Here is a 22091-nt window from a genome sequence, read left to right on the forward strand (position 1 = left end):
AATTTAACCCATTGTAGCACAATCATAATCAATTAAATTTTTCTTTGCATGAAATAAATTTCTGAACCTAAAATAAAAAACACCTGGTAGTAAAATTAAGAATCATTCATGTTTTTTAGCTGATTATTTAAGGCTCTATTTTGGCTTTTTATGCTTACTTCGGGCCCTTTAATAAAGCAGTTTAAATACACTGTTATTGGGAGTATCAGAAATGTTAAAAAGATTGTTAATTGTTGCTACCACATCTATCGTTGCATCTTCTTATGCCTTTGGACAAACGACAAAAACAACCACTACTGTAACAACCACTTCACAAACATCTGAAAATAATAGCTCAACCCAGGCTCAACCTCGTTTTATATTTTCTTTAGAGGGTATTTATACCATGACCCGTACAAATGAAATTGAGTATGGTCGTGTTGGGTTGTTTAATCCCCAGTCACGTAATATTTCTTTGGATAAAGGCTGGGAGATTAGAGGTACGGCCAGTTTCCGTCTTGATAATAATATTGAAATAGGACTTGGTTTGGGTTGGTCAAGACTAAATCCGGTTAAAGATAGTGGGCCAGGTGGATTCCTCGCTAGCGTCAATTTAGATCCTGATGTAACAATACCCGCAATTTTTTCAACCGGGACTCAGGCTAAATTAAAAGAAAGCCATTACGTGGTTGATGCCCAATTAGCATTTCCACTTGCTTTTAACTCTTTTAAGTTGAAAATTTTTGGTGGTATTCGGTATGCAAATTTTGATGAAAAAATTAACGCCTCAGCCACTGCGTTATTTGGGTTGGTCAATATTGCCCAACAAAGAAAACAAGATTCCTGGGGAATTGGTCCACGCGTAGGGGTAGCTTTTGAGATGCCCATTTCATCGGGTGGTTTGAGTCTTGTGGGTGACTTTGGTGCCGCCGCTTTGTTTGGCAATCATAAAACCAAAACCAACACAACCCTAAGTTTGTTAGGATTTCCGATCATCAATAGATCAGTTGCACAAAAAGACAATAGAACAGTTTATTCTTTGGAAGGTAATCTTGGTTTAGCATACAATTTCGGTCAGTCTGGAATACAGATTGCTTTAGGGTACCATTTTGAAAGTTGGGTTAATGTTGATAATACCCAGACACGTCGTGTGGGTGGTTCGTTAGTTGGTGAAAAACAAAGCGATCGGCTACAGCATGGCCCATTTCTAAAAGTATCTTTTGGATTCTAAACCGAACCTAGAACGTTGAAAATAAACTCTTCTTGTTAAAAACAGGAGGAGTTTATTTTTTTTAATTCGAAACCTATTTTAAATTTTGATATACAACCTAAATATTAGATTGGTTCGTTAATGAATTTTTATGATCAAAAATACTTGTGGAAAGAACAAATGTGCGCGCTTTAATTAAAATTGAAGGCTTAAATAGGAAAGAATTCCTCAACCGATTAGTTACCAACGATGTTATGCGCGTTTCAACGAACCATACGGTATATTCTGCCTTACTCAATCCTCAAGGAAAATATTTACACGATTTTTTTATCATAGAAATACTTGAATATTTGTTAATTGATATTGCCGCCGATGAAAAAGAGGAGTTTATGAAGCGGTTAAGATTGTATCAATTAAAAAGCAATATTGAAATCACTGACGTCAGTCAAAATTGGAAAATACAATATTTAAAACTTAAGTACTTTCCAGACCTTCTTCCTCAGTTTGCAGAAAATGCTCTTGAAAGAGGAGATACTTTCTATGATGCCTCATACGGATGGTTTATTGTTGACCCTAGGCATCAAGAGCTTGGGTTGCGCTGGTTATCTAATGGGCAACTAACACAAAATGTTCCTGTTGATTATTTCTTTACACATGAAGAGCAAGAAAAAAACAGGATGTCACTTTCTATCCCCAAGGGGCGGTTAGATTTAATAGCTGATAAATCGTTTCCTTTAGAGAATAATTTTGATGAAATAGGTGCTATCAGTTGGAAAAAAGGCTGTTATGTAGGGCAAGAAGTAACCGCACGAATGAAATATCGGCTGATGCCCAAAAAGAAGTTGTTCCCTGTTTGGCTTGAACATCCAATTATATCGGAACGTCAAAAAATTATGACAAATGACCAACAGGAAGTTGGAGAAATTTGCTCAACCCATCTTACCTGTGGTTTGGCCTTATGCCGTTTAGAATATATAGTCAATACTTCACAATCCCATTCACCATCTTTCTTTGTTTTATTCCAAAACAAGCAAGTTAAGATAAAAATCCTTCAATCATAAAAATATTTACCATTATTATGGGTCACTACACTTGAAAACAAGTGATTGCCTGCTTATTAGTTACTGTGGCAATAGCATTAATGTAAGGAAAAGAAAATGCTTGTGGAATTTTTAGATCAATTATTGTGGGGATCTTTTCTTGGCAAAGAAGGTTGGTTCTGGCTTATATTTTTCAGCCTGGTTACTTTTTTATTGATTCTTGATTTAGGTGTTTTTCATAAAAAAGATCATGAGATTTCTGTCAAGGAAAGCTTGTATACGAGCTTAGGATACATTGTCATTGCCCTGTTATTTGGAGCGTGGATTTGGTATTCGTTGGGGGATGAGGCAGGGAAAAACTATCTGACAGGATTTTTGGTTGAAAAAACTTTAGCCATAGATAACATTTTTGTTATTTCGCTTATTTTCAGCTTCTTTGCTATTCCAAGGATTTATCAGCACCGAGTGCTTTTCTGGGGAATTATTGGAGTTATTGTTTTACGTGGCATTATGATTGGGTTAGGATCCACTCTTGTGCAACAATATCACTGGGTTTTATATGTTTTTGGCGTGTTTTTATTGTTAACCGGCGTAAAAATGCTTTTGTTCATAAACCATGAACCCCAATTAGAAAAGAACATTCTTATTAAATTGTTGCGCCGTCTGCTGCCGGTGACCAAAGAGCTCAGGGGAAATAGTTTTTTCTCAAGGGAAGCTACCCATGAAAACCCAGGAAAGAAACGTTTATTTGTTACGCCGCTATTCCTGGCTTTAATAATGGTTGAAATTATTGATTTAATTTTTGCGGTTGATAGTATTCCGGCAATTTTTGCTATTACCCAAGATACCTACATTGTCTACACAAGCAATATTTTTGCGGTTCTTGGTTTAAGGGCATTGTATTTTGCACTTGCAGCTATCATCCACAAATTTCATTACCTAAAATACGCTTTGGCCATGATTCTGATATTTATTGGTAGTAAGATTTTTGTCGCAGATTTGTTTGATGGTAAATTTCCCGCTGAACTTTCTTTGGCTGTGACGCTTATATTACTGATTGGCGGGATTTTATATTCAATATTCAAAACAAGGCCTTCAAAGCTATGACAAAAACATTGTCAACAGTTATTGTCCAATAATTCCTTGTGCGATTCAGGCTGAGCATTTTTATCAGCTAAATTGCCCGTGGCGGTTTTTCCATCTCTATCGCTACTGTTTTCATTCCTTAAGGCAATTCCTTGTTGCTCGAAATACTCGCCATTCGTATTCATTAAAGCGTTTACAAACGCTACTGGCCGTTCAAGGCCTGTGTTTTGATCGCGAATACGAAAAATGTGTAAGTATTTGCATTGGTTTCCGCAATCATATATCGCCGCTAGATAGGATGCTCAAATGGTATTTCAATATTTGATATTGCTGGAATGCTTGGTCAAAGCGTTATGAGAATAACGGAACGATATGCAAAACATAAGCCAGATCATTTAAGAGATGCTGCATGGGGAATTTTAAGAAAAAGTGCGCCAAATGTACGCCAGTTGACTAAAACAACAAATGATAAAAAGTCTTAAAATCAGCCTTGTAAATGGTGGGCGCGACTGGGATCGAACCAGTGACCCCTACGATGTCAACGTAGTGCTCTCCCGCTGAGCTACGCACCCACTTTACCTAAAGACAAATATAGAATTAGGCTAGGAGAAAATATAAGCCTGTTAAAATTAGTCAAGTTCCTTTTTCAGATAAAAGTTTTTTTAAAGATTTACCCTAATATTAATAAGATAAAATTGTGCCCAAATCCTGTTTTTATTCTTTATCAATAAGATGGATGAAAGATCCAATTGTTTTTTTGCGTTGTAATCCCGCTAAGCCTAATTGACCTGCCTGATTATCCAAGACACTATATAAATGCTGGTCTGAAGAGACATTAATTGAACTTGCATAATGAAATTCATGTCCCCTGTAACAACTGCCAGCCGGGCCCAATATAGTCTTTTGAAGTGTTTGAACCTGCCTATAACCTAACACCAATTTTTTATGTTGCATTGAAGTCGTTAAATCAAATAGACCCGCCATCGGCCATAAATTTCCACTTTCGTCCTCAATATTTTGCCCCATAACCATAAAACCACCACATTCCCCATAAATAACCGTTGATGAATCGTCTGAAAAAATTTTTAAGGCATTTAAAAATCCACGATTTTGAGAAATTTCCCTCAGATAAAGTTCAGGATAACCGCCAGGTAAATAAACGGCATCAACATGAGAAGGCGGTTGTTGGTGGGCCAAAGGGGAAAATAAAAATATTTCTGCCCCTGCTAATCTCCAAGCCTCAAGAAGAACTGGGTACACAAAACTAAAGGCCTCATCAAATGCAACCGCAATACGTTGCCCAAGGACAGGCAAAGAAACTTCAGGAAAAGGCAAAGGTTGTAGGGAGGGATTCTTTATCGAACTGTTTTTTCAATTATATTAATCAACCGATCAATATCTATATAATGTGCAACCAAATTGCTGATCAGCTCAAATTTTTCTTGAAAGTGCTGTATGTCAATAGGCTGATGCAACCCTAGATGTCGATGGTACAGTACTAAATCATTTAATCTTGGTAAATATCCTAAAATTGGCACCTCTATTTCTTGCAAGCTTTTAGATAAAATTTCTTCGTGACGCTTACTGCCCACCTGATTAAGTATAATTCCTGCTACCTTAAATTGCTTTTGAAAATTTAAAACCCCTTGGATTATGGGGAGAATGGTTTCTGCTAATCGGTGGCAATTCACAATTAAAATAATAGGAAGGTTCATTAAGGTTGCAATATCAACCGTGCAAAAACCAACGCTTTGACTGCCATCAAATAATCCCATCACCCCTTCCCCCACCACCCAATCATTATGATCCAGCAAATATTCTACGGTTGCATGAACCCTTGTTTGGGGCATCGCCCATAAATCAATATTAAAACAAATATTTTGGGTGATTTTTTGATGAAACATTGGATCAATATAGTCAGGCCCTACTTTAAAACTGCCGATTTTATATCCTTTTTTTTGTAATAAATTTATTAAAGCGGCGGTAATAACTGTTTTGCCCGAATCCGAACTCAGGGCACTGACAATAAATCCTTTGTTAAAAAAATGTGGGTTCATAATAATATCCCAAATGAAAAAATTACGTTAATAAGTAATGGGATAGTTCTGTGTAATATTGGACAACTGGCCCCAAAATAATAATCGCGGGTGGGATAAGGGTTAACATATGTGCAGAACAATCATTTAAAAAATCTTCAATATTAATAACTAGAATCTTTTGATTATGGTTTGAAGCATGCCCGATAATGGCAATGGGATGATGCTTGCTATATCCACTTTGAATAAGGCAATGAAGGATGGCAGGTAAATTCTGCAACCCCATGTAAATAACCATCACGGGGGGGGCAAGGCCAGTGGCAAAATTTTTTAATAACCCCTCTAATTCTTTAGATAAGATATGGCCGGTGACAAACGTTACGGACGAATTTTCTTCCCTAATAGTTAATGGAATAGGCATTGCAGCTGCGGCGGCAAGGGCTGCTGTAACCCCGGGTATAATATAAAAATGGATTTTTGCTTTTGCGAGCGTCAGTAATTCTTCACCCCCTCTTGCAAAAATGAGTGGATCTCCACCTTTTAAACGCAGTACTTTATTGCCTTGTTTTGCCCAATCAATTAATTTTTGTGAGATATCCGATTGATTAGCGGAAGGTTTCCCCCCTCTTTTCCCAGCAAAATGTAATTTAGCTTTTGAAGGGGCCAGTTTTAAAATTTCTTCCGAAACCAAAGCATCATACACGATAATATCAGCTTCTTGTATGGCTTTATAGGCAGCAATAGTTAAAAGCGAAGGATCGCCAGGGCCCGCACCCACCAACCACACATTTCCAGCTTTAAAAATTGGCTTAAAAGGTACGTTTGAGAAAGTTTTTTCTACCATTGCTCTTTGATCATTATTTATAAATTGATTTTAATTATTTTTATAACTTATATCCCATGAAATCATAACAACTTAATAAGAATTTTTTTTATTGTTTGTTTATATTAAATTTTGTGTTACTGATTCGTCGGATGCTGATGATAGTTCGTTTAAGTTTAATTGCTTAGTAAAATCGTACTAGTGAATTAAAAATTAAGGGTGGTAAAATGAAGAAGAATTTTGCACTCGTAGCTTCGGCTTTTGCTGCGGCTTTGATAGTGAATAGTGTAACCCCGGTTATGGCGGAAGAAACTGCTCAGGAAAAATGTTATGGCATTGCCAAAAAAGGCAAAAATGATTGCCAAACAGCCAAATCTTCCTGCGCTGGCACTTCTACCCGTGATAGTCAAGGTGATGCTTGGATATATGTGCCAAAAGGAACATGCGAAAAAATAGTCGGCGGTAGTTTAACTTTAAAGAAATAATTGTTTTTCTAATTTCAATTAATCTAACTTAGATCTCAACAATAAGGATGATAAAAATGAATAAATTATTAATTGCTTCTGCTATCAGTGCTGCTTTTGCTTTAAGTGCCTGTACAACGACAGATAATAAAGCACATATGGAAAAGTGCATGGGCATTGCCAAAAAAGGCATGAATGACTGCAAAACTGCTCTGCACGCATGTGCTGGCAAATCAACTGCTGACAAACAAGCCACTGATTGGATTTGGTTGCCAGAAGGCACTTGTGCTAAAACGGGTGGTAAATTAAATAGGTAGTTTCAACTTAATTTTTAGTTGAATATGGAGGGAGATATATGGAAAATGATACCTATTCTCCCCCGCCTGTTTATGGTGCCGGAATAGGGTTGAGATATCAGCATCATGAAGATGTCTTACATAGTAAGCCCCGGATTAATTGGCTTGAAGTTCATAGTGAAAATTATTTTGGCGGCGGCTTAGCACTTGATTATCTGAAAAAAATTCGTCTCGATTACCCAATCAGCCTGCATGGCGTTGGCCTTTCTCTTGGTTCTGCTGACAACCTATCACAGACCCATTTAGAAAAATTTAAGCAATTAATTCATATTATCTCCCCTGCTTTGGTTTCAGAACATTTATCCTGGAACATCATTAATGGCGTTTATTTAAATGATTTAATTCCAACCCCTTATACCGATGAAGTGTTGGCCATTGTTTCTCGTCATGTTGATGAAACACAGAACTATTTCAAACGACAGATCTTAATTGAGAACCCCTCAACTTATTTAGAGTTCAATGTGGCCGATTACTCGGAAGCTGATTTTTTATCGGCCCTCGTTAAAAAAACGGGGTGTGGCTTATTACTTGATGTTAATAATATTTTTGTTAGTAGCAAGAATCATCGGTTTGATGCGAATGAATATTTACTGAAAATTCCAGTTGAAGCGGTTAAAGAAATTCACTTAGCAGGCCATACCAAAAAACAATTCAAAAAAATTTCCATTCTGCTAGATGATCATGGCAGTAAAGTGGATGATGAAGTATGGGCCTTATACCAGCGTACACTACAAATAATGGGCCGAAAACCTACTTTAATTGAGTGGGACAGCAACATCCCGGCTTTGAATGTAATATTAGAGCAAGCACGTATCGCAGAAAGTTATCTGGAGCGTGAGAACTAATCATGGAATTTATCAAGATCCAACAGCTATTCTTGCGGTATATTTTGTATGGGGAATATCACCCATCTTTAGATAAATTAATTAAAGGTGATATTATAAACCCTATGGAGCGTCTTAATATTTACCGCAATAATACCTTCATTAGCTTACAAGAATGTTTGAAGTCCACTTTTCCCGTATCGCAGCAAATTCTTGGGGAAAAGTTTTTTACCCAAGCAGCTAGAAAATACATTATTGATTTCCCGCCAACCAATGGTTGTTTGATATTTTATGGGGAAAATTTTTCAAAATTTTTATCTTCCCTGATAGAAATTAAGGATTGGCCCTATATCATTGATGTTGCATCTTTTGAATATGCGATGCAGCAATCTTTTTATGCAGAAGATTATCCAGTCTTAACAGCGGAAGATCTCTCCTTAATACCAGCAGAAAAATACGGCGACCTAGTGCTGAATTTTCAGCCTTCCTTGCAATTGATTCAATCGTTTTATCCTATTGATGACATCTGGTCTATTCATAATGATCATTCAATCGAGCAAATGGTTGAATTGAAAATTATTAAGGCAAAGAACCCTGAAAACTATTTGGTTTACCGGCTAAATAATACAGTTTATTTTGAGAAAATTGATCAAGATGAGGCAGGTTTTATTCAGCATTTGAAACAAGGTATGACTTTTGAAAAAGCGTTTTCTGTTATCTCCAATATTTACCCGAATTTTAATCTGACCAAAACGATCCGACGGTTGATCCAGTTTCAAGTCCTAACTAGTTATAATACTTAAATGAGGGAGTAGCTGATAATGGAAGAACCTTCTCCGCCTTCAGTCAGGTGCCACAAAAATTTTATATTAAGTTTTTATAAAATATTAGAAATGATACCGGAAGCGATACCAGCTTTTATCCTAAGATTAGGGGTTTCATTAGTTTTTTTTCGCTCCGGTTTAGCCAAGCTACAAGAAAATAGTTGGGCTTTATCGCAACAAACCATATTTTTGTTCCGCGATGAATATCATATGCCATTTCCCGAGCTAACTGCTTATGTAGCTGCATCGGTTGAACTGTTTGCACCCTTAATGCTGTTATTTGGTATAGGTAGTCGTATAGCTGCCGCCGCCATGTTAGGAATGACCCTGGTAATCCAGATATTTGTTTACCCGGAAAGTTACCCTGATCATTTAATGTGGTTAGGCCCTTTACTATATATTGTCCTCCGTGGTCCAGGCGGTCTATCCTTTGATTATTTATTTCGTAAAACTATCGATAAATAAACATCATGAGATTTTTTGATATTTTATTGAAGTTAGACACTAGCCTGGACGAAAAAAATGGAAAGCTGCTGCAGCATTGATTTGGTATCGGCTATTGCTTGATCAATATGAATATTGTTTTTTCCCCGAAAAACAATATTTGTCATAGGCTTGCTGTTTTGCAGGAAAGGATAACTTCCAATATCAACATCTTGGTATTTATCCTGGATAGTTTGAAGTTCACCTGCAATTTTGCTTTCCCCGCTTTCAACTTTGAGCACTATAGAAACAATCGGGTTTCCTTGAATTAACGTTGGCAGAACATTATGTAACATCGCCTGCATAATAATGGGAACACCTGCAAAAACATACACATTATTTAACTTAAATCCCGGCGCAGCGCTGATTGGGTTATCAATTAATTCGGCACCTTCTGGAAGGCAGGCCATTTTAAGCCTGGCATTATTCAATGATTCCGAATTGTAATATTTTTCTAAAATTTGCTTGGCTATAGGATTTAGAATGACTTTTCGCCGGAACGCTTCAGCAATTGATTCCGTGGTAATATCGTCATGTGTCGGCCCTATACCCCCGGTTGTGAAAACATAATTATATTTCATGGATAATTCTTGTACGGTCGCAATAATGTTGGATTTAACATCAGGAATTACCCTCACTTCACGGAGATATATCCCCTTTTCTGCCAGTTTTATAGCAATGTATTGAAGGTTCGTATCTTGGGTACGCCCAGATAATATCTCATTGCCAATAATGATAATTGCCGCTTCAATTTTTTTTGTTTCAGGCATATATTGTCCTTAATTATGATCTTATATAGGGTGTTATTCAGCTTACATGAATGATTCATTTATTGTGATTAATCTTTTGTTAATTGTTAATGATAAAAAAATAGATTTTTAAATAATTCAATAATTTTGCGAGGGATGCTTTGCCTGTTAAAATACACAATGAGAAAGATTTTGTTGGAATGAGCAATGCAGGTGCCTTAGCTGCGGCTTGTCTTGATTTTATTACTCCTCATGTCGTACCTGGAGTTACAACTGAAAAGCTTAATGTTTTATGTCACGATTTTATTATCAATCACCAAGCCACCCCTGCCCCTTTGAATTATAAAGGATATCCTAAATCGATTTGCACCTCTGTTAACCATGTGGTGTGTCATGGTATCCCTAGCGAACGTCCCTTGATTGAAGGCGATATATTAAATATTGATATTACCGTTATTTTAGACGGTTGGCATGGAGATACCAGCCGCATGTTCGCAGTGGGTAAAATCGCTTTAAAAGCTCAACGCCTCATCGATGTTACATATCAGGCAATGATGCTTGGCATTGCTGCAGCAATGCCAGGCAACACCTTAGGAGATATTGGTTATGCCATTCAAAATTATGTAGAAAAGCATCAGTTTTCGGTGGTTCGTGATTTCTGTGGGCATGGTATTGGCAAGGTTTTCCATGATGAACCAAATATCTTGCATTATGGATTACCATCAACTGGATTAAAACTGCAACCCGGAATGTTTTTTACCATTGAACCCATGATAAATATCGGTAAACCTGATGTAAAGATTTTGGCTGATGGTTGGACGGCCGTTACGCGTGACCGCTCTCTTTCTGCACAATATGAACATACCATTGGTATTACTGAAACCGGTGCCATAATCTTTACCCTCTCTTCCTAAGACCTTAAAAGATAACCTCGTGAAATTTTTATATATGACAAACTTACAAGACAAACCAACTTATTTAGGTCATCGGCAGCGGTTACGAGAAAAATTTATCCAAGGCATGGGAAATGGTCTGGCGGATTATGAATTATTGGAATTGGCCTTGTTCCAAGCCTATCCCCGGCAGGATGTCAAACCGATTGCTAAAAAACTGATGCAACATTTTGGTAGTTTATCCGCTGTCATCCAAGCATCTAGCGAAGAATTAAAAACGGTTCAAGGTATTGGTTTAGCTTCAATTGTGGTTATTAAACTTATTCATGCCACATGCTTGCGAATGCTAAAACAAGATATGCAGCAATCCTTGATTTTTCATCAAAATACAGATGTTATCAATTACTACCACTTAAAATTAGCCCATGTTCAACGAGAAGAATTTCATGTTTTATTTTTAAATCATCAATTCCAACTACTTCAAGATGAAGCCCTACAAACGGGAACAGTAAATTATATAAATATTTTTCCCAGAGAGTTAATTAAACGAGCATTAGAACTTTCCGCAAGTTATCTGGTCTTTATTCATAACCATCCTTCGGGGGATACCACACCATCAATTGAGGATCGGCAGACAACCGAGGAATTGCGTAATATCTTAAAAAAACTAGGTATCGAAATTATTGATCATCTGATCATTTCAAAATTGGGTTATTATAGCTTTAAAACAGATCAACAATTTAAACATTCACAGATGGAAAAATAATGGCCATTGATCGTTATAGTCGCGCAGAAACAGCAAAAATTTGGTCCGATGAAAACCGGCTTGATTTGTGGAAAAAAATTGAATGTTTGGTAGCTAAAGCGCAGGCAAAATTTAGTATTATCCCCATGAAGGCTGCACAAGATATTTGTCGTTTGGCCGATTACCAAATAAGCCGTATCAAAGAAATTGAACTTATTACCCAACATGAATTTAATGCTTTTTTAAAAAACTTGTCTGAAAATATTGGGCCTTCCGCCGCTTATTTACACCATGGAATGACCTCTTCGGACGTTTTAGATACAACTTTATCCATCCAACTGACGCAAGCTGCTGATGCCATTTTAATACAACTTGAAAAATTACTGGCTGTTTTAAAGCGACGGGCGATTGAGTTCAAAGATACAGTTTGTAGCGGTAGAACACATGGGATCCATGCTGAACCTATGACTTTCGGACTAAAACTAGCTTCTCATTGGGCTGCTTTTTATAGAAATCGTCAACGATTAATACATGCTAGGAAAGAAATTGCTGTAGGTGCAATTTCTGGGACGGTCGGAACGTATGCCACGATTGATCCACGCGTTGAAAACTATGTTATAAAGGAGCTCGGCTTAAGTTCTGAAACTATATCCACTCAAGTAATCCCCAGGGATCGTCATGCTATATTCTTTTGTACTTTAGCCGTTATCGCAAGTTCTATTGAAAATTTGGCAACAGAAATCCGTCATTTGCAAAGATCCGAGGTCCGGGAAGTGGAAGAACGCTTTGACAAAGGACAAACCGGCTCATCCGCCATGCCTCACAAACGCAACCCCATTAAATGTGAGAATCTAACAGGATTATCTCGATTAATCCGTTCCGGTTGTATCGCGGCATTGGAAAATGTGACCTTATGGCATGAACGCGATATTTCTCATAGCTCAGTTGAGCGCGTTCTTTGTCCTGATGTCACTATTACGCTTGATTTTGCGTTATCCCGATTGGCTGAAGTGATGGATGGCCTGGTTGTCTACCCAGATAAGATGTTAAAAAATATCTATAACTCGGGCGGCATTATCTTTTCTCAAAGAATCTTATTAAAACTCACAGAAAAGGGGTTAGATCGTCAAAAATCATACCATTTAATTCAGCAACTCAGTCACGCATGCTGGCAAGAAGGTCAAAATTTCCTTCATCTATGCCAACAAAATCCAGAGATAAGAGAAATACTAAGCCTTGAGGAATTAGAAAACTTGTTTGACGTCGATTTTTATTTAAAGCAAATTCCCTTTATTTTTCAAAGAGTTTTTGAAGCGGACATAAATAGTTGAGAAAATTTTAATTTATATTAAAATTTTCCAGCTTCTTTATCATTTAAAACTTGCTGTTTAGCTAACTGCCTCAAATCTTGCATTTGTTTGCGCAATGCAGCTTCAGACATTGAGAGTTTGTATTGCTTACAATCAGCCATTACTTTTTCTATCACATCATCATCCCCAGGTTTTTCAAAATCAGCCATCACAACGGCGGTGGCATACTCCTCGGATTTTTTTGAATTCCAACCAAATCATTGATATAGCAACCCACAAACCTAATAATTTATTTCTCCGTGCCGTAATTTTAAACTCCGTTTCTTGATCCATTTTATATTTTTGTTCAGCTGCTTTCTCGCGTCCATCAAAAGTTGTCATAATCTTTTTTTTCCTTCCTATTTATAGCACATCTTAGGTTTATATAATGATATTCTATAATCATTGTCATCTTTAATGATATTGGCCTGCTACCGAAATTTACTACAGTTTTGATTAAAGTCTGTATTGTTTTTATAAGGTTAATGAGTTTTTTATGCAAGATGATGGCAACAGCGATTGTTATTCAATAAGATCATGGCCTATTGAATATTTTTCTTTTTGTTTCTATTTAACCTTCACCGAGCATATTTTTGTAAAGGAAAAATTGATGGCAATGAACCCGGAAGAAATAACCCGATTAATTAAAAAATCTATTCCAGACGCTATTGTTGATATTATAGATTTAGTTGGGGATAACAACCACTATGCGGCGACCATAACTTCATGCCGATTCATTGGAAAATCAAAAATTCAGCAACATCAGATTGTATATGCAGCTTTACAAGGATATATTGGGGGTGCCTTACATGCTTTATCGTTAACCACGGTTACCCCCCTGCTAAATAAATGATATGATCTACACATGTATAAACCCCTGTTTTTAAAATTAGGAAAGATAAGATGAATACAAAAAATGCCCTGGAAGTCATAAAAAAGGATGTCCAACAAAATGATGTAATCCTTTATATGAAAGGCACACCAAACCTTCCACAATGCGGTTTCTCCTCATTGGTTGTACAAGTGCTAAATCGTTTGGGGGTATCATTTAAAGGTGTTGACGTGTTACCAGATCCAGCTATTCGTCAAGCAATCAAAGATTTTGCAAACTGGCCAACTTTACCCCAATTATATATTAAAGGTGAGTTTATTGGGGGGGCGGATATTGTGAAAGAAATGTATGAAAGCGGCGAATTAAAAGACTTACTGGTCGCTAAGGGTATTAAAACGGTACAGAAATAGTGCCGCATCATGAACCCATCTCTGTTCTGATTACAGGGGGCAGTAGTGGCATCGGCGAAGCGTTGGCTTTTCTTTACGCCAAACCTGGGTGTACGCTTTTTATTTGTGGCCTAAATAAATTGCGGCTAGTCCATGTTGCGGAGCAATGTGAGAAAAAAGGAGCAACTGTTTTCTGGCGCATTCAAGATGTTACGAACCAAAAGACAATGGAAAACTGGATTATAGAATCCGATCAAAAGCAACCTATTGATCTGGTTATCGCTAACGCTGGGGTTTCGGGTGGAAATGATGGAGACATGGAAAGTGTAGACCAAACTATCCAAATCATGGAAACAAATTTTTTTGGTGTTTTGTATTCTTTGATTCCAGCCATTGAGATTATGAAAAAAAGAAGAAAAGGACAAATTGCCATTGTTAGTTCGTTAGCGGGGCTGAAGGGGTTTCCTGGGGCACCTGCTTATTGTGCCAGCAAGGCAGCCATCAAAGTCTGGGGAGATGCTTTGCGACCGTCTTTAAAAATGGAGGGAATAAATTTATCAGTTATTTGCCCGGGCTTTGTCGGCACCAGGATGACGGATCAAAATAAATTTCCAATGCCATTTTTGATGTCTGCGGATAAAGCCGCAAGAATCATTAAAAAATCTCTTAAATCTTATAAACCTTTGATTGTTTTTCCAAAGATTACATATTTAGCGATCCGCTTTTTAAATTTTCTACCACCCATCATTACGGATAAATTATTGTATCGCTTGCCAAAAAAACAAAAACTACCTGACTAATATTTGGCGGTCCATAAATACTAAAATTACATAAATCATGGATTGAGGATAGTGGGTTTGCGGATAATTTTCAACCATTCCTGAATATTTTTATTATGCTGTTCTAAATTTTCTGCAAAAGAATGCCCACCCTTGCCATCTGCTACAAAGAATAATTCCTTCGTCTGTAATGGATGTACAACAGCAATTATACTGGCTTTACCAGGATTGGCGATAGGTGTTGGTGGCAACCCAAAATTCGTATAAGTATTATATGGAGTTGGATTTTTTAAATCCTCGCGTTTCAGCGATCTTTCTAATTCAAAACGTCCCAAAGTTAACCCATAAATGACTGTCGCATCGGACTGAAGTTTTATCTTTTGCTTTAACCTATTAAAAAAAACAGCCGCAACCCTTGGTCTTTCTTCATTTTTGCCTGTTTCTTTTTCTACAATAGAAGCCAGCGCAATAAGATCGCGGGGATTATTTAACGGAAAATCTGCTGGACGGCTGTTCCATACTTCATTTATCACTGTTTCTAGGGCAGCTTGCATACGTTGAAGCAACTTCAACCTATCTTCTGATAAAGTAAAATAATATGTTTCTGGTAAAAAGCTGCCTTCAGGAAGTTTTTCCCAATATTCCGATGTGATAATACCCTCAAGATTGGGATGATTTTGTAGTAATTGGATAATTTGGTAATTGGTTAAACCCTCAGGGATAGTGATGCGGTACTGATCCACTTGCCCTAAATAAAGTCTTCTTAAAACATCCCGGGAAGAAACTTGCCCTTTAAAAGTGTATCCGCCAGCCTTTAACGTTCGACCACCAGTTACTAGCCAATAAGTTAAAGTAAAATCTGTCGTGTTTTTAAAAACCCCTTCTTTAATTAGGGTTCTTGCAATAGACAAATTGGGCTGCCCATAAGGGATAACTATTTGGAATTCTTTGAAAATCTTATTGTTTGCAGCTGAATAGTAATGCCAATTTAAAAGAACGGCTGTAAGTAATATCACCTGAAATAGCCATCGGGCAATAGGCAGCACTAATTTCACCTATCGAGGCAGTGGTGCAAAAATTAAACTGGCATTTGTACCACCAAATCCAAATGAATTTGATAGAACATAACGAACTTGGCGTTTTTTAGCCTTATGGGGGACAAGATCAATGTCACAATTAGGGGACGGATTATCTAAATTCAGTGTCGGTGGAACAATTTGACCTTGTAGAGCCAAAATAGAAAATATTGCTTCAACACTGCCTGCGGCACCAAGCAAGTGGCCGATAGCAGATTTTGTTGAAGACATAGAAAGCTTATAGGCGGATGGCCCAAACAGCCTTTTAACGGCATTTAATTCAATTTCGTCACCAAGTGGGGTAGATGTACCATGGGCATTAATATAATCAATTTGCTCCGGTTTTATTCCTGCCCTTTTAATGGCGGCCTGCATCGCACGAAAAGCTCCATCACCATCTGGTGCAGGTGCCGTCATATGGTACGCATCCCCTGATAAGCCGTAACCGATTAATTCCGCGTAAATTTTAACTCCTCGGCGCTTGGCATGCTCTAATTCTTCTAAAACAACAATACCCGCCCCCTCTCCCATCACAAACCCATCCCGATCAATATCCCAAGGCCGCGATCCTTTTTGGGGAGTATCGTTGAAAGCTGTCGATAAGGCTCGAAGCGCAGAAAAACCAGCCAAGCCGATCCTGTTAACGGAACCTTCTGCACCACCTGCAACCATTAAATCTGCATCCCCCAACGCAATCAGCCTGGCGGCGTCTCCTAGCGCATGGGCACCGGTTGAACAGGCGGTTACCACCGAGTGATTAGGACCCTTTAAACCGAATTTGATTGAGATATTGCCAGAAGCTAAATTAATCAAACATGAAGGGATAAAAAATGGACTGACACGCCTAGGCCCTTTTTCATGCAGAACGATGGAGGATTCGTAAATACCTTGCAGTCCGCCGATCCCTGAACCTACCATGACGCCCGTTTTACAACGATCTTCTTCACTTTGAGGGTCCCATTTTGCATCTTTCAACGCTTCTGCAGCCGCAGCAATGGCATATAGAATAAATGGTTCTACTTTTTTTTGATCTTTAGGGGATAAATAGTTATCTGCAAAAAACTCATTCGGGGCATGGCCTGTAGGGATCTGCGCTGCTATCTTGCTTGGTAAATCAGCTACATCGAAAGAATCAATCTTCTTAATTCCTGATTGTCCTTGCAATAATCTTTCCCAAGTAACCTTAACCCCATTTCCCAATGGCGTTAATAACCCAAGACCAGTAACAACAACGCGCCTCAACATTTTTAATATTATCCCTGCTATATAGGGTTACAGTAGCTATTTTGAGTTTTTCTGGATATAACTGACCGCATCTTTAACGACAGAAAAACGTTCGGCTGCATCGTCAGGAATTTCACAACCAAACTCTTCTTCAAAAGCCATTACTAACTCAACTGTATCTAAGCTATCTGCACCCAAATCATCGGCAAAATTTGCATTGTCCGTGACTTTTGATTCTTCAACACCCAATTGTTCGACAATAATCCTTTTTACGCGTTGGGCAATGTCAGTCATGTTTATGTCCTATAATGTTATGGTTAAAATTCACTGTATGATATTAAAATATTAATTAATATTTGTAACCTTTAATATTTATCAAAACAATCATGTTATCTTAATGCAATTTGCTCGACGAGATCAATGGCTGAAATAAGCATCATTGCTGGTTTTACTGAAGTTACCGAAAAGTTCAAGTTTAAAATTAAATCATTGCCATCCCACCATTAATATGGAGGGTCTGCCCCGTAATATAGCTTGCTTCTTCGCTCGCCAAGAAAGCAACAGACGGACCAATATCTTCGGCTATTCCTAATCTACCCATTGGGATCTGTTGTATCAATTTATCTTTTTGTTCCTGGGTTAGTTTATCTGTCATGGGTGTCACAATAAACCCTGGCGCAATAGCATTAATCGTAATATTACGTGACGCAACCTCTAAAGCCAAAGATTTTGTCATACCTATTAATCCAGCTTTTGCCGCAGCATAATTTGCTTGCCCAGCATTTCCGGTAACCCCAACCACAGAACTGATATTAATGATTCTCCCCCAGCGGCGTTTCATCATTCCCCTTAATACTTGTCGCGCCAGTTTAAAACACACCGTTAAATTCAAATCAATAACAGATGCCCAATCTTCATCTTTCATGCGAATGGATAAATTGTCTTTGGTAATTCCTGCATTATTAACAAGGATATCAACTTCTTTCCCAAGAGCAATTTCAGCATTTTTTACCAAATTTTCAACATCGCCACCATGGCTAAGGTCAGCTACCACAAAATGGATTCGTTCTTTCAAATTGCCCGCAATTTTATTCAACGTATCAACTTTTGTTCCTGACATAATAACAGTGGCACCCTGTTGATGTAAGGAGGCGACAATAGCTTGGCCAATTCCGCCAGAAGCCCCTGTTACCAATGCTGTTTTTCCATCTAAATTAAACATCCAATTTTCCGCCTTCTATAAAAAATATTAGGTATGTGATTATTGTTGCAAAAGCCATTGAGTAATTTGGCCTATGTCAGCAATATCTGTACAATTCATAGTGGTTAAATCTTTATCAATCCTTTTGATTAATCCTGATAACACTTTACCTGCACCAACCTCAATAAATTGGTTAACATTATTTTCTTTCATCGTTAACACTGATTCCCGCCATTTGACCATTCCGACGACTTGTTCCACCAATAACAGCTGAATTTTTGAAGGATCGCTGACTGGTTTAGCGTTAATATTTGCAATAATTGGTTTGGAAGGTTTTTTAAAAGTAACACTCTTTAACGCCTCTGCCATCCGATCAGCCGCCGGTTGCATCAAAGCACAGTGGAAAGGTGCACTAACAGGAAGTAAAATAGCTTTTTTAATACCATGTTTAGGAGCTAATTCCAATGCTTTGTCGACGGTGGTTTTTAACCCACTAATGACCACTTGTCCCGGACAATTATCATTCGCAGGGGTACAAATTCCACCCTTTTCCTCTTTTACCGCTTGATTGCAGATCGCTTGGGCTATTGCTAAATCGGCTCCTAATAAAGCGGCCATTGCCCCTATACCAACCGGTACTGCTGATTGCATGGCTTGTCCACGAATCTTCAATAGCTTAGCGCTGTCCGCCAAACTAAAAACTCCTGCCACAGTTAAGGCAGTATATTCACCTAACGAATGTCCAGCCAAGAAATCTGCTTTACGGATAACCGGATAACCTACCTCCTGATCAAGCACCCGCATAAACGCCAAGCTAACAGCCATTAAAGCTGGCTGGGTATTTTCGGTTAGCATTAAGGCTGAATCTGGCCCTTCAACGATAATTTTATATAAGGATTGGTTTAAAGAACTATCTACTTCTTGAAAAACCTCCCTTGCCACAGAAAAGTTTTTTGCAAGCTCTATCCCCATCCCCACAAACTGCGATCCCTGTCCTGGAAAAATAAAAGCCAGCCCCATTTTTTCTTCTCCTTATTTTTATACCCAAAAGATTTTTAAGTCCGACCATAGTTTGATAAATTAATTAATTCTCCATGAATCTGACAACTATCCTCCGCTAAACCCAAAAAAGCAGACGCGATATCTTGAGGTGTTTGCAAACGCCCCGAATTTTCACCTGGGAAAGCTGATTTTCTCATATCTGTTCTGGTAGCGCCCGGATTGACTAAGTTCACCCGAATTTTGGTCATGCTGGTTTCAGCAGCATATATTTTTACCATCATTTCCAAAGCTGCTTTGCTGATAGCGTAAGTTCCCCAATAGGGCCTAATTTGAGTGGCAACGGAAGATGTCAAAAATATTGCCCGCCCTGCTGAAGATAACCGTAAAAGTGGGTCAAGCGCACGAATAATACGCCAGTTTGCAGTTAAATTAATTTTTAAAACTTTTTCCCACTCGCTCGGTTCAATTTGGGCAAGTGGGGTCAAGGTTCCTAAAACTGCAGCATTGCCCACCAAAATATCTAATCTTCCGAAGCGATCGTAAATAGCCTGGGTTAAGGCATCAATTTGATCGCATTGTTCTAAATCAAAAGGTAAAAGAGTGGGGTTATGTCCTTGGCTTTTAAACGTATCGTCAATTTTTTCTAAAGAACGTTGATTTTTTGAAAGCAAGATAATTTTAGCTCCAGCTTCCGCAAAAACTTGGGCAATCCCTAAACCAATTCCCCGAGAGGCGCCAGTAATTAAAGCAATCTTACCTAGCAGGCGCTGAGAGGAATTACCGCTATTCATTTGATCCAAACGCTTATTTTACAAACTATTTGGTTGATCGGTTGGGATAAATGATCTAATCACTTCAACCCCTTTATCTAAATATGGCTTAGTAAAGCTGTGTTCTAAGAATGCACGATCCTCTTGTGCTGGGAAAATCCATAACGTCAACATATATAGAAGACAAACAATGACCACTCCCCTAACTAACCCAAAAAGCAGGCCAAACCAACGATCAATAATGCTTGGTGACCCTGTAACCAAAGAATTGCCTATAGCGTATGTGATGATGAGGACAATGATCAACGTAACAAAAAATACCCCTCCCCACGCTATCAATTGGGCGGCCAAATCATTGGTGATAAAGCTTCCAACCATCGGTAAAACCAACGGAGCAACGTAAATAGCGACAACTACTGCTATTATCCAAGCCAAAAGACCTAAGATTTCTTTAATAAAACCGACGCTGAAAGCTAAAATTCCAGAAATAACTAAAATAACCATAACGATGATATCGACCCAATTCATTTCCCTCTCCTTAAGCTAACCCTACGTTATAAATTTATTTCTGGATTATTCATCAGTTTCAGTAATATTCCCAATGTGGCAATTTCTTTGGTTTTAATCAAGTGTTCTATTTCTTTCATTTGCCCCTTAGGTTGGGTAGGAATATAAGATGTGTGAAAGCCTAACTTAACCGCTTCTTTTAGTCGAGCATTTATATGCCCAACGCTACGTATTTCGCCCCCTAAACCAACTTCGCCAAAAATGACCAATTTGTCATTTACAGCCTTTTTAAGGGCGGAAGACATTAAGGCAGCTGCCACCGCTAGATCAGCGGCAGGTTCTTGGATACGTAATCCGCCTGCCACATTCAAGTAAATATCATATGCTCCAAGTGGCAACTGGCACCGAGTTTCTAAAACTGCCAGTATCATCGATAATCTCGAAGAATCCCACCCCACAACGGAACGGCGGGGGGTTCCAAACGAGGAAGGAGATATTAACGTCTGAATTTCCATTAATACCGGCCTTGTACCCTCAACTCCAACAAAAATACAACTGCCCGCGATTGGCAAACGGTCTTTGATAAAAAGGGCTGAGGGATTGATGACTTCTTTTAAGCCAAGCTCGGTCATTTCAAAAACCCCAATTTCATCAGTCGCACCAAAGCGGTTTTTAACCGTACGCAATATGCGGAATTGGTGATTGCGTTCTCCTTCAAAATATAATACGCAATCAACCATATGTTCCAAAACTCGTGGTCCTGCGATTGCCCCCTCTTTCGTTACGTGACCTACCAAAATTAAGCATATATCTTTTTGCTTGGCCAAACGGATCAATTCAGAAGCACAAGTCCTTACCTGCGCCACGGTACCTGGAGCAGATTCAAGCGCGTCCGTATACAATGTTTGGATTGAATCAACCACCAAGACGGATGATTTTGGCATTTTATCCATGGCTTGCAGGATAGTTTGTAATTCATTGTTAGCAGCCAACAAGATATTTCTATTGCTAATTTCCAGACGCCGGGCCCTCATCCGGATTTGTTCAATCCCCTCCTCACCTGAAATATAGTAATAAACCAGTTCTTGTTGTTGGTTATGTTGAGATAAAGCGGCCAACACTTGCAACAATAGAGTGGATTTGCCAATCCCTGGATCACCACCGACCAGAATTGCTGAACCTTGCACCAACCCGCCACCGCATACCCGATCAAATTCGCCCAACCCACTTTCTAACCTTAAGGCTGGCACCGTAGTGCCTACTAAATCATGAAATTGAATATTGTCAGCTTTCGTTTTAGAAAGATGTTTTTTAATTTTTCCTTGCACCGCAATGGGTGCTTCTTCTGTAATGCTATTCCAAGCACCGCATTCATCACACTTACCACCCCATTTCCGAAAACGGGTGCCGCAATTTTGGCATTGATAAACCATGGCATTCATTTAATTTT

At 38.4% G+C, this 22091-nt stretch carries 26 protein-coding genes, 1 tRNA gene and 1 pseudogene; 14 read left to right on the forward strand and 14 right to left on the reverse strand.

All coding sequences use genetic code 11. From position 1 onward, the window contains the following. The first annotated feature begins 211 nt into the window (after window positions 1–211). The 3 genes from IPP67_01055 (at window position 212) to IPP67_01065 (ending at window position 3336) form a co-directional block, all read left to right on the forward strand. A complete protein-coding gene (locus IPP67_01055; protein ID MBL0337794.1) occupies window positions 212–1210 on the forward strand; it encodes a hypothetical protein in 999 nt (332 codons plus the stop codon). A 161-nt stretch (window positions 1211–1371) separates the two neighbouring features. Then, window positions 1372–2250 carry a folate-binding protein YgfZ gene (locus tag IPP67_01060; protein MBL0337795.1) on the forward strand — a complete coding sequence of 293 codons (879 nt, stop codon included), beginning with the start codon at window positions 1372–1374 and terminating at the stop codon, window positions 2248–2250. Window positions 2251–2346: 96 nt separating this feature from the next. Then, window positions 2347–3336 (forward strand): TerC family protein, encoded by a 990-nt coding sequence (locus IPP67_01065; GenBank protein MBL0337796.1) that lies wholly within the window; start codon window positions 2347–2349, stop codon window positions 3334–3336. Between the two features lie 476 nt (window positions 3337–3812). Here the strand turns inward: IPP67_01065 and IPP67_01070 are convergent. The 4 genes from IPP67_01070 to cobA form a co-directional block, all read right to left on the reverse strand. Next, a tRNA-Val gene (locus IPP67_01070) sits at window positions 3813–3887 on the reverse strand. A 142-nt stretch (window positions 3888–4029) separates the two neighbouring features. Further along, window positions 4030–4650: a hypothetical protein gene (locus tag IPP67_01075; GenBank protein ID MBL0337797.1), complete on the reverse strand. Its 621-nt coding sequence runs from the start codon at window positions 4648–4650 to the stop codon at window positions 4030–4032. A gap of 20 nt (window positions 4651–4670) precedes the next feature. Next, complete coding sequence (locus IPP67_01080; GenBank protein ID MBL0337798.1) at window positions 4671–5372, reverse strand: AAA family ATPase; 702 nt, start codon at window positions 5370–5372, stop codon at window positions 4671–4673. 22 nt (window positions 5373–5394) lie between these two features. Continuing rightward, complete coding sequence (gene cobA / locus IPP67_01085; protein MBL0337799.1) at window positions 5395–6195, reverse strand: uroporphyrinogen-III C-methyltransferase; 801 nt, start codon at window positions 6193–6195, stop codon at window positions 5395–5397. Between the two features lie 206 nt (window positions 6196–6401). Here cobA and IPP67_01090 point away from each other — a divergent pair, with 206 nt between their 5' ends. Genes IPP67_01090 through IPP67_01110 form a run of 5 tightly spaced genes read left to right on the forward strand, consistent with a single transcriptional unit; the run spans window position 6402 to window position 9107 of the window. Next, the gene (locus IPP67_01090) at window positions 6402–6659 is read left to right on the forward strand and encodes a DUF2282 domain-containing protein (protein MBL0337800.1); all 258 of its coding nucleotides are present in this window, start codon (window positions 6402–6404) and stop codon (window positions 6657–6659) included. A 47-nt stretch (window positions 6660–6706) separates the two neighbouring features. Continuing rightward, complete coding sequence (locus tag IPP67_01095; GenBank protein MBL0337801.1) at window positions 6707–6955, forward strand: DUF2282 domain-containing protein; 249 nt, start codon at window positions 6707–6709, stop codon at window positions 6953–6955. A 38-nt stretch (window positions 6956–6993) separates the two neighbouring features. Beyond that, window positions 6994–7839: a DUF692 domain-containing protein gene (locus IPP67_01100; GenBank protein ID MBL0337802.1), complete on the forward strand. Its 846-nt coding sequence runs from the start codon at window positions 6994–6996 to the stop codon at window positions 7837–7839. Window positions 7840–7841: 2 nt separating this feature from the next. Next, window positions 7842–8621 (forward strand): putative DNA-binding domain-containing protein, encoded by a 780-nt coding sequence (locus IPP67_01105; protein ID MBL0337803.1) that lies wholly within the window; start codon window positions 7842–7844, stop codon window positions 8619–8621. Between the two features lie 18 nt (window positions 8622–8639). Then, the gene (locus IPP67_01110; GenBank protein MBL0337804.1) at window positions 8640–9107 is read left to right on the forward strand and encodes a DoxX family protein; all 468 of its coding nucleotides are present in this window, start codon (window positions 8640–8642) and stop codon (window positions 9105–9107) included. Window positions 9108–9139: 32 nt separating this feature from the next. Here the strand turns inward: IPP67_01110 and IPP67_01115 are convergent, their stop codons facing one another. After that, window positions 9140–9895: a competence/damage-inducible protein A gene (locus IPP67_01115; GenBank protein MBL0337805.1), complete on the reverse strand. Its 756-nt coding sequence runs from the start codon at window positions 9893–9895 to the stop codon at window positions 9140–9142. Window positions 9896–10074: 179 nt separating this feature from the next. Between IPP67_01115 and map the strand changes: the two genes are divergently transcribed. From map to IPP67_01130, 3 genes are read left to right on the forward strand one after another with little or no spacing between them, the layout of a single operon-like run. After that, entirely contained in the window at window positions 10075–10788 is a 714-nt protein-coding gene (map, locus tag IPP67_01120; GenBank protein MBL0337806.1) for a type I methionyl aminopeptidase, read from the forward strand. Between the two features lie 19 nt (window positions 10789–10807). Further along, complete coding sequence (gene radC, locus IPP67_01125; protein MBL0337807.1) at window positions 10808–11533, forward strand: DNA repair protein RadC; 726 nt, start codon at window positions 10808–10810, stop codon at window positions 11531–11533. Next, window positions 11533–12843 (forward strand): adenylosuccinate lyase, encoded by a 1311-nt coding sequence (locus IPP67_01130; GenBank protein ID MBL0337808.1) that lies wholly within the window; start codon window positions 11533–11535, stop codon window positions 12841–12843. The genes radC and IPP67_01130 overlap by 1 nt, the downstream gene beginning before the upstream one ends. Before the next feature lie 17 nt (window positions 12844–12860). Here the strand turns inward: IPP67_01130 and IPP67_01135 are convergent. Beyond that, a pseudogene (locus IPP67_01135) lies at window positions 12861–13203 on the reverse strand (DUF1476 domain-containing protein). 268 nt (window positions 13204–13471) lie between these two features. Here IPP67_01135 and IPP67_01140 point away from each other — a divergent pair. The 3 genes from IPP67_01140 to IPP67_01150 are packed head-to-tail and all read left to right on the forward strand — an operon-like array spanning window position 13472 to window position 14882. Next, entirely contained in the window at window positions 13472–13714 is a 243-nt protein-coding gene (locus IPP67_01140; protein ID MBL0337809.1) for a BolA family transcriptional regulator, read from the forward strand. A gap of 50 nt (window positions 13715–13764) precedes the next feature. Continuing rightward, window positions 13765–14103 carry a Grx4 family monothiol glutaredoxin gene (gene grxD, locus IPP67_01145; GenBank protein ID MBL0337810.1) on the forward strand — a complete coding sequence of 113 codons (339 nt, stop codon included), beginning with the start codon at window positions 13765–13767 and terminating at the stop codon, window positions 14101–14103. Continuing rightward, window positions 14103–14882 carry an SDR family NAD(P)-dependent oxidoreductase gene (locus IPP67_01150; protein MBL0337811.1) on the forward strand — a complete coding sequence of 260 codons (780 nt, stop codon included), beginning with the start codon at window positions 14103–14105 and terminating at the stop codon, window positions 14880–14882. Before grxD ends, IPP67_01150 begins: the two co-directional genes overlap by 1 nt. Before the next feature lie 35 nt (window positions 14883–14917). Here the strand turns inward: IPP67_01150 and mltG are convergent, their stop codons facing one another. From mltG to radA, 8 genes are all read right to left on the reverse strand, one after another. Continuing rightward, complete coding sequence (gene mltG / locus IPP67_01155) at window positions 14918–15877, reverse strand: endolytic transglycosylase MltG (protein ID MBL0337812.1); 960 nt, start codon at window positions 15875–15877, stop codon at window positions 14918–14920. 39 nt (window positions 15878–15916) lie between these two features. After that, the gene (gene fabF / locus IPP67_01160) at window positions 15917–17179 is read right to left on the reverse strand and encodes a beta-ketoacyl-ACP synthase II (protein MBL0337813.1); all 1263 of its coding nucleotides are present in this window, start codon (window positions 17177–17179) and stop codon (window positions 15917–15919) included. A 39-nt stretch (window positions 17180–17218) separates the two neighbouring features. Further along, window positions 17219–17455 (reverse strand): acyl carrier protein, encoded by a 237-nt coding sequence (locus tag IPP67_01165; protein ID MBL0337814.1) that lies wholly within the window; start codon window positions 17453–17455, stop codon window positions 17219–17221. 187 nt (window positions 17456–17642) lie between these two features. After that, window positions 17643–18383 carry a 3-oxoacyl-[acyl-carrier-protein] reductase gene (fabG, locus tag IPP67_01170; protein ID MBL0337815.1) on the reverse strand — a complete coding sequence of 247 codons (741 nt, stop codon included), beginning with the start codon at window positions 18381–18383 and terminating at the stop codon, window positions 17643–17645. Between the two features lie 39 nt (window positions 18384–18422). Further along, window positions 18423–19382: an ACP S-malonyltransferase gene (gene fabD, locus IPP67_01175; GenBank protein ID MBL0337816.1), complete on the reverse strand. Its 960-nt coding sequence runs from the start codon at window positions 19380–19382 to the stop codon at window positions 18423–18425. Between the two features lie 35 nt (window positions 19383–19417). After that, window positions 19418–20155 (reverse strand): SDR family NAD(P)-dependent oxidoreductase, encoded by a 738-nt coding sequence (locus IPP67_01180; GenBank protein ID MBL0337817.1) that lies wholly within the window; start codon window positions 20153–20155, stop codon window positions 19418–19420. Window positions 20156–20173: 18 nt separating this feature from the next. Continuing rightward, a complete protein-coding gene (locus tag IPP67_01185; GenBank protein MBL0337818.1) occupies window positions 20174–20662 on the reverse strand; it encodes a CvpA family protein in 489 nt (162 codons plus the stop codon). A gap of 26 nt (window positions 20663–20688) precedes the next feature. Next, complete coding sequence (radA, locus tag IPP67_01190; GenBank protein MBL0337819.1) at window positions 20689–22083, reverse strand: DNA repair protein RadA; 1395 nt, start codon at window positions 22081–22083, stop codon at window positions 20689–20691. Window positions 22084–22091: the final 8 nt, after the last annotated feature.

It is taken from the genome of Rhodospirillaceae bacterium (assembly GCA_016722635.1).
Classification (GTDB): domain Bacteria; phylum Pseudomonadota; class Alphaproteobacteria; order JAEUKQ01; family JAEUKQ01; genus JAEUKQ01.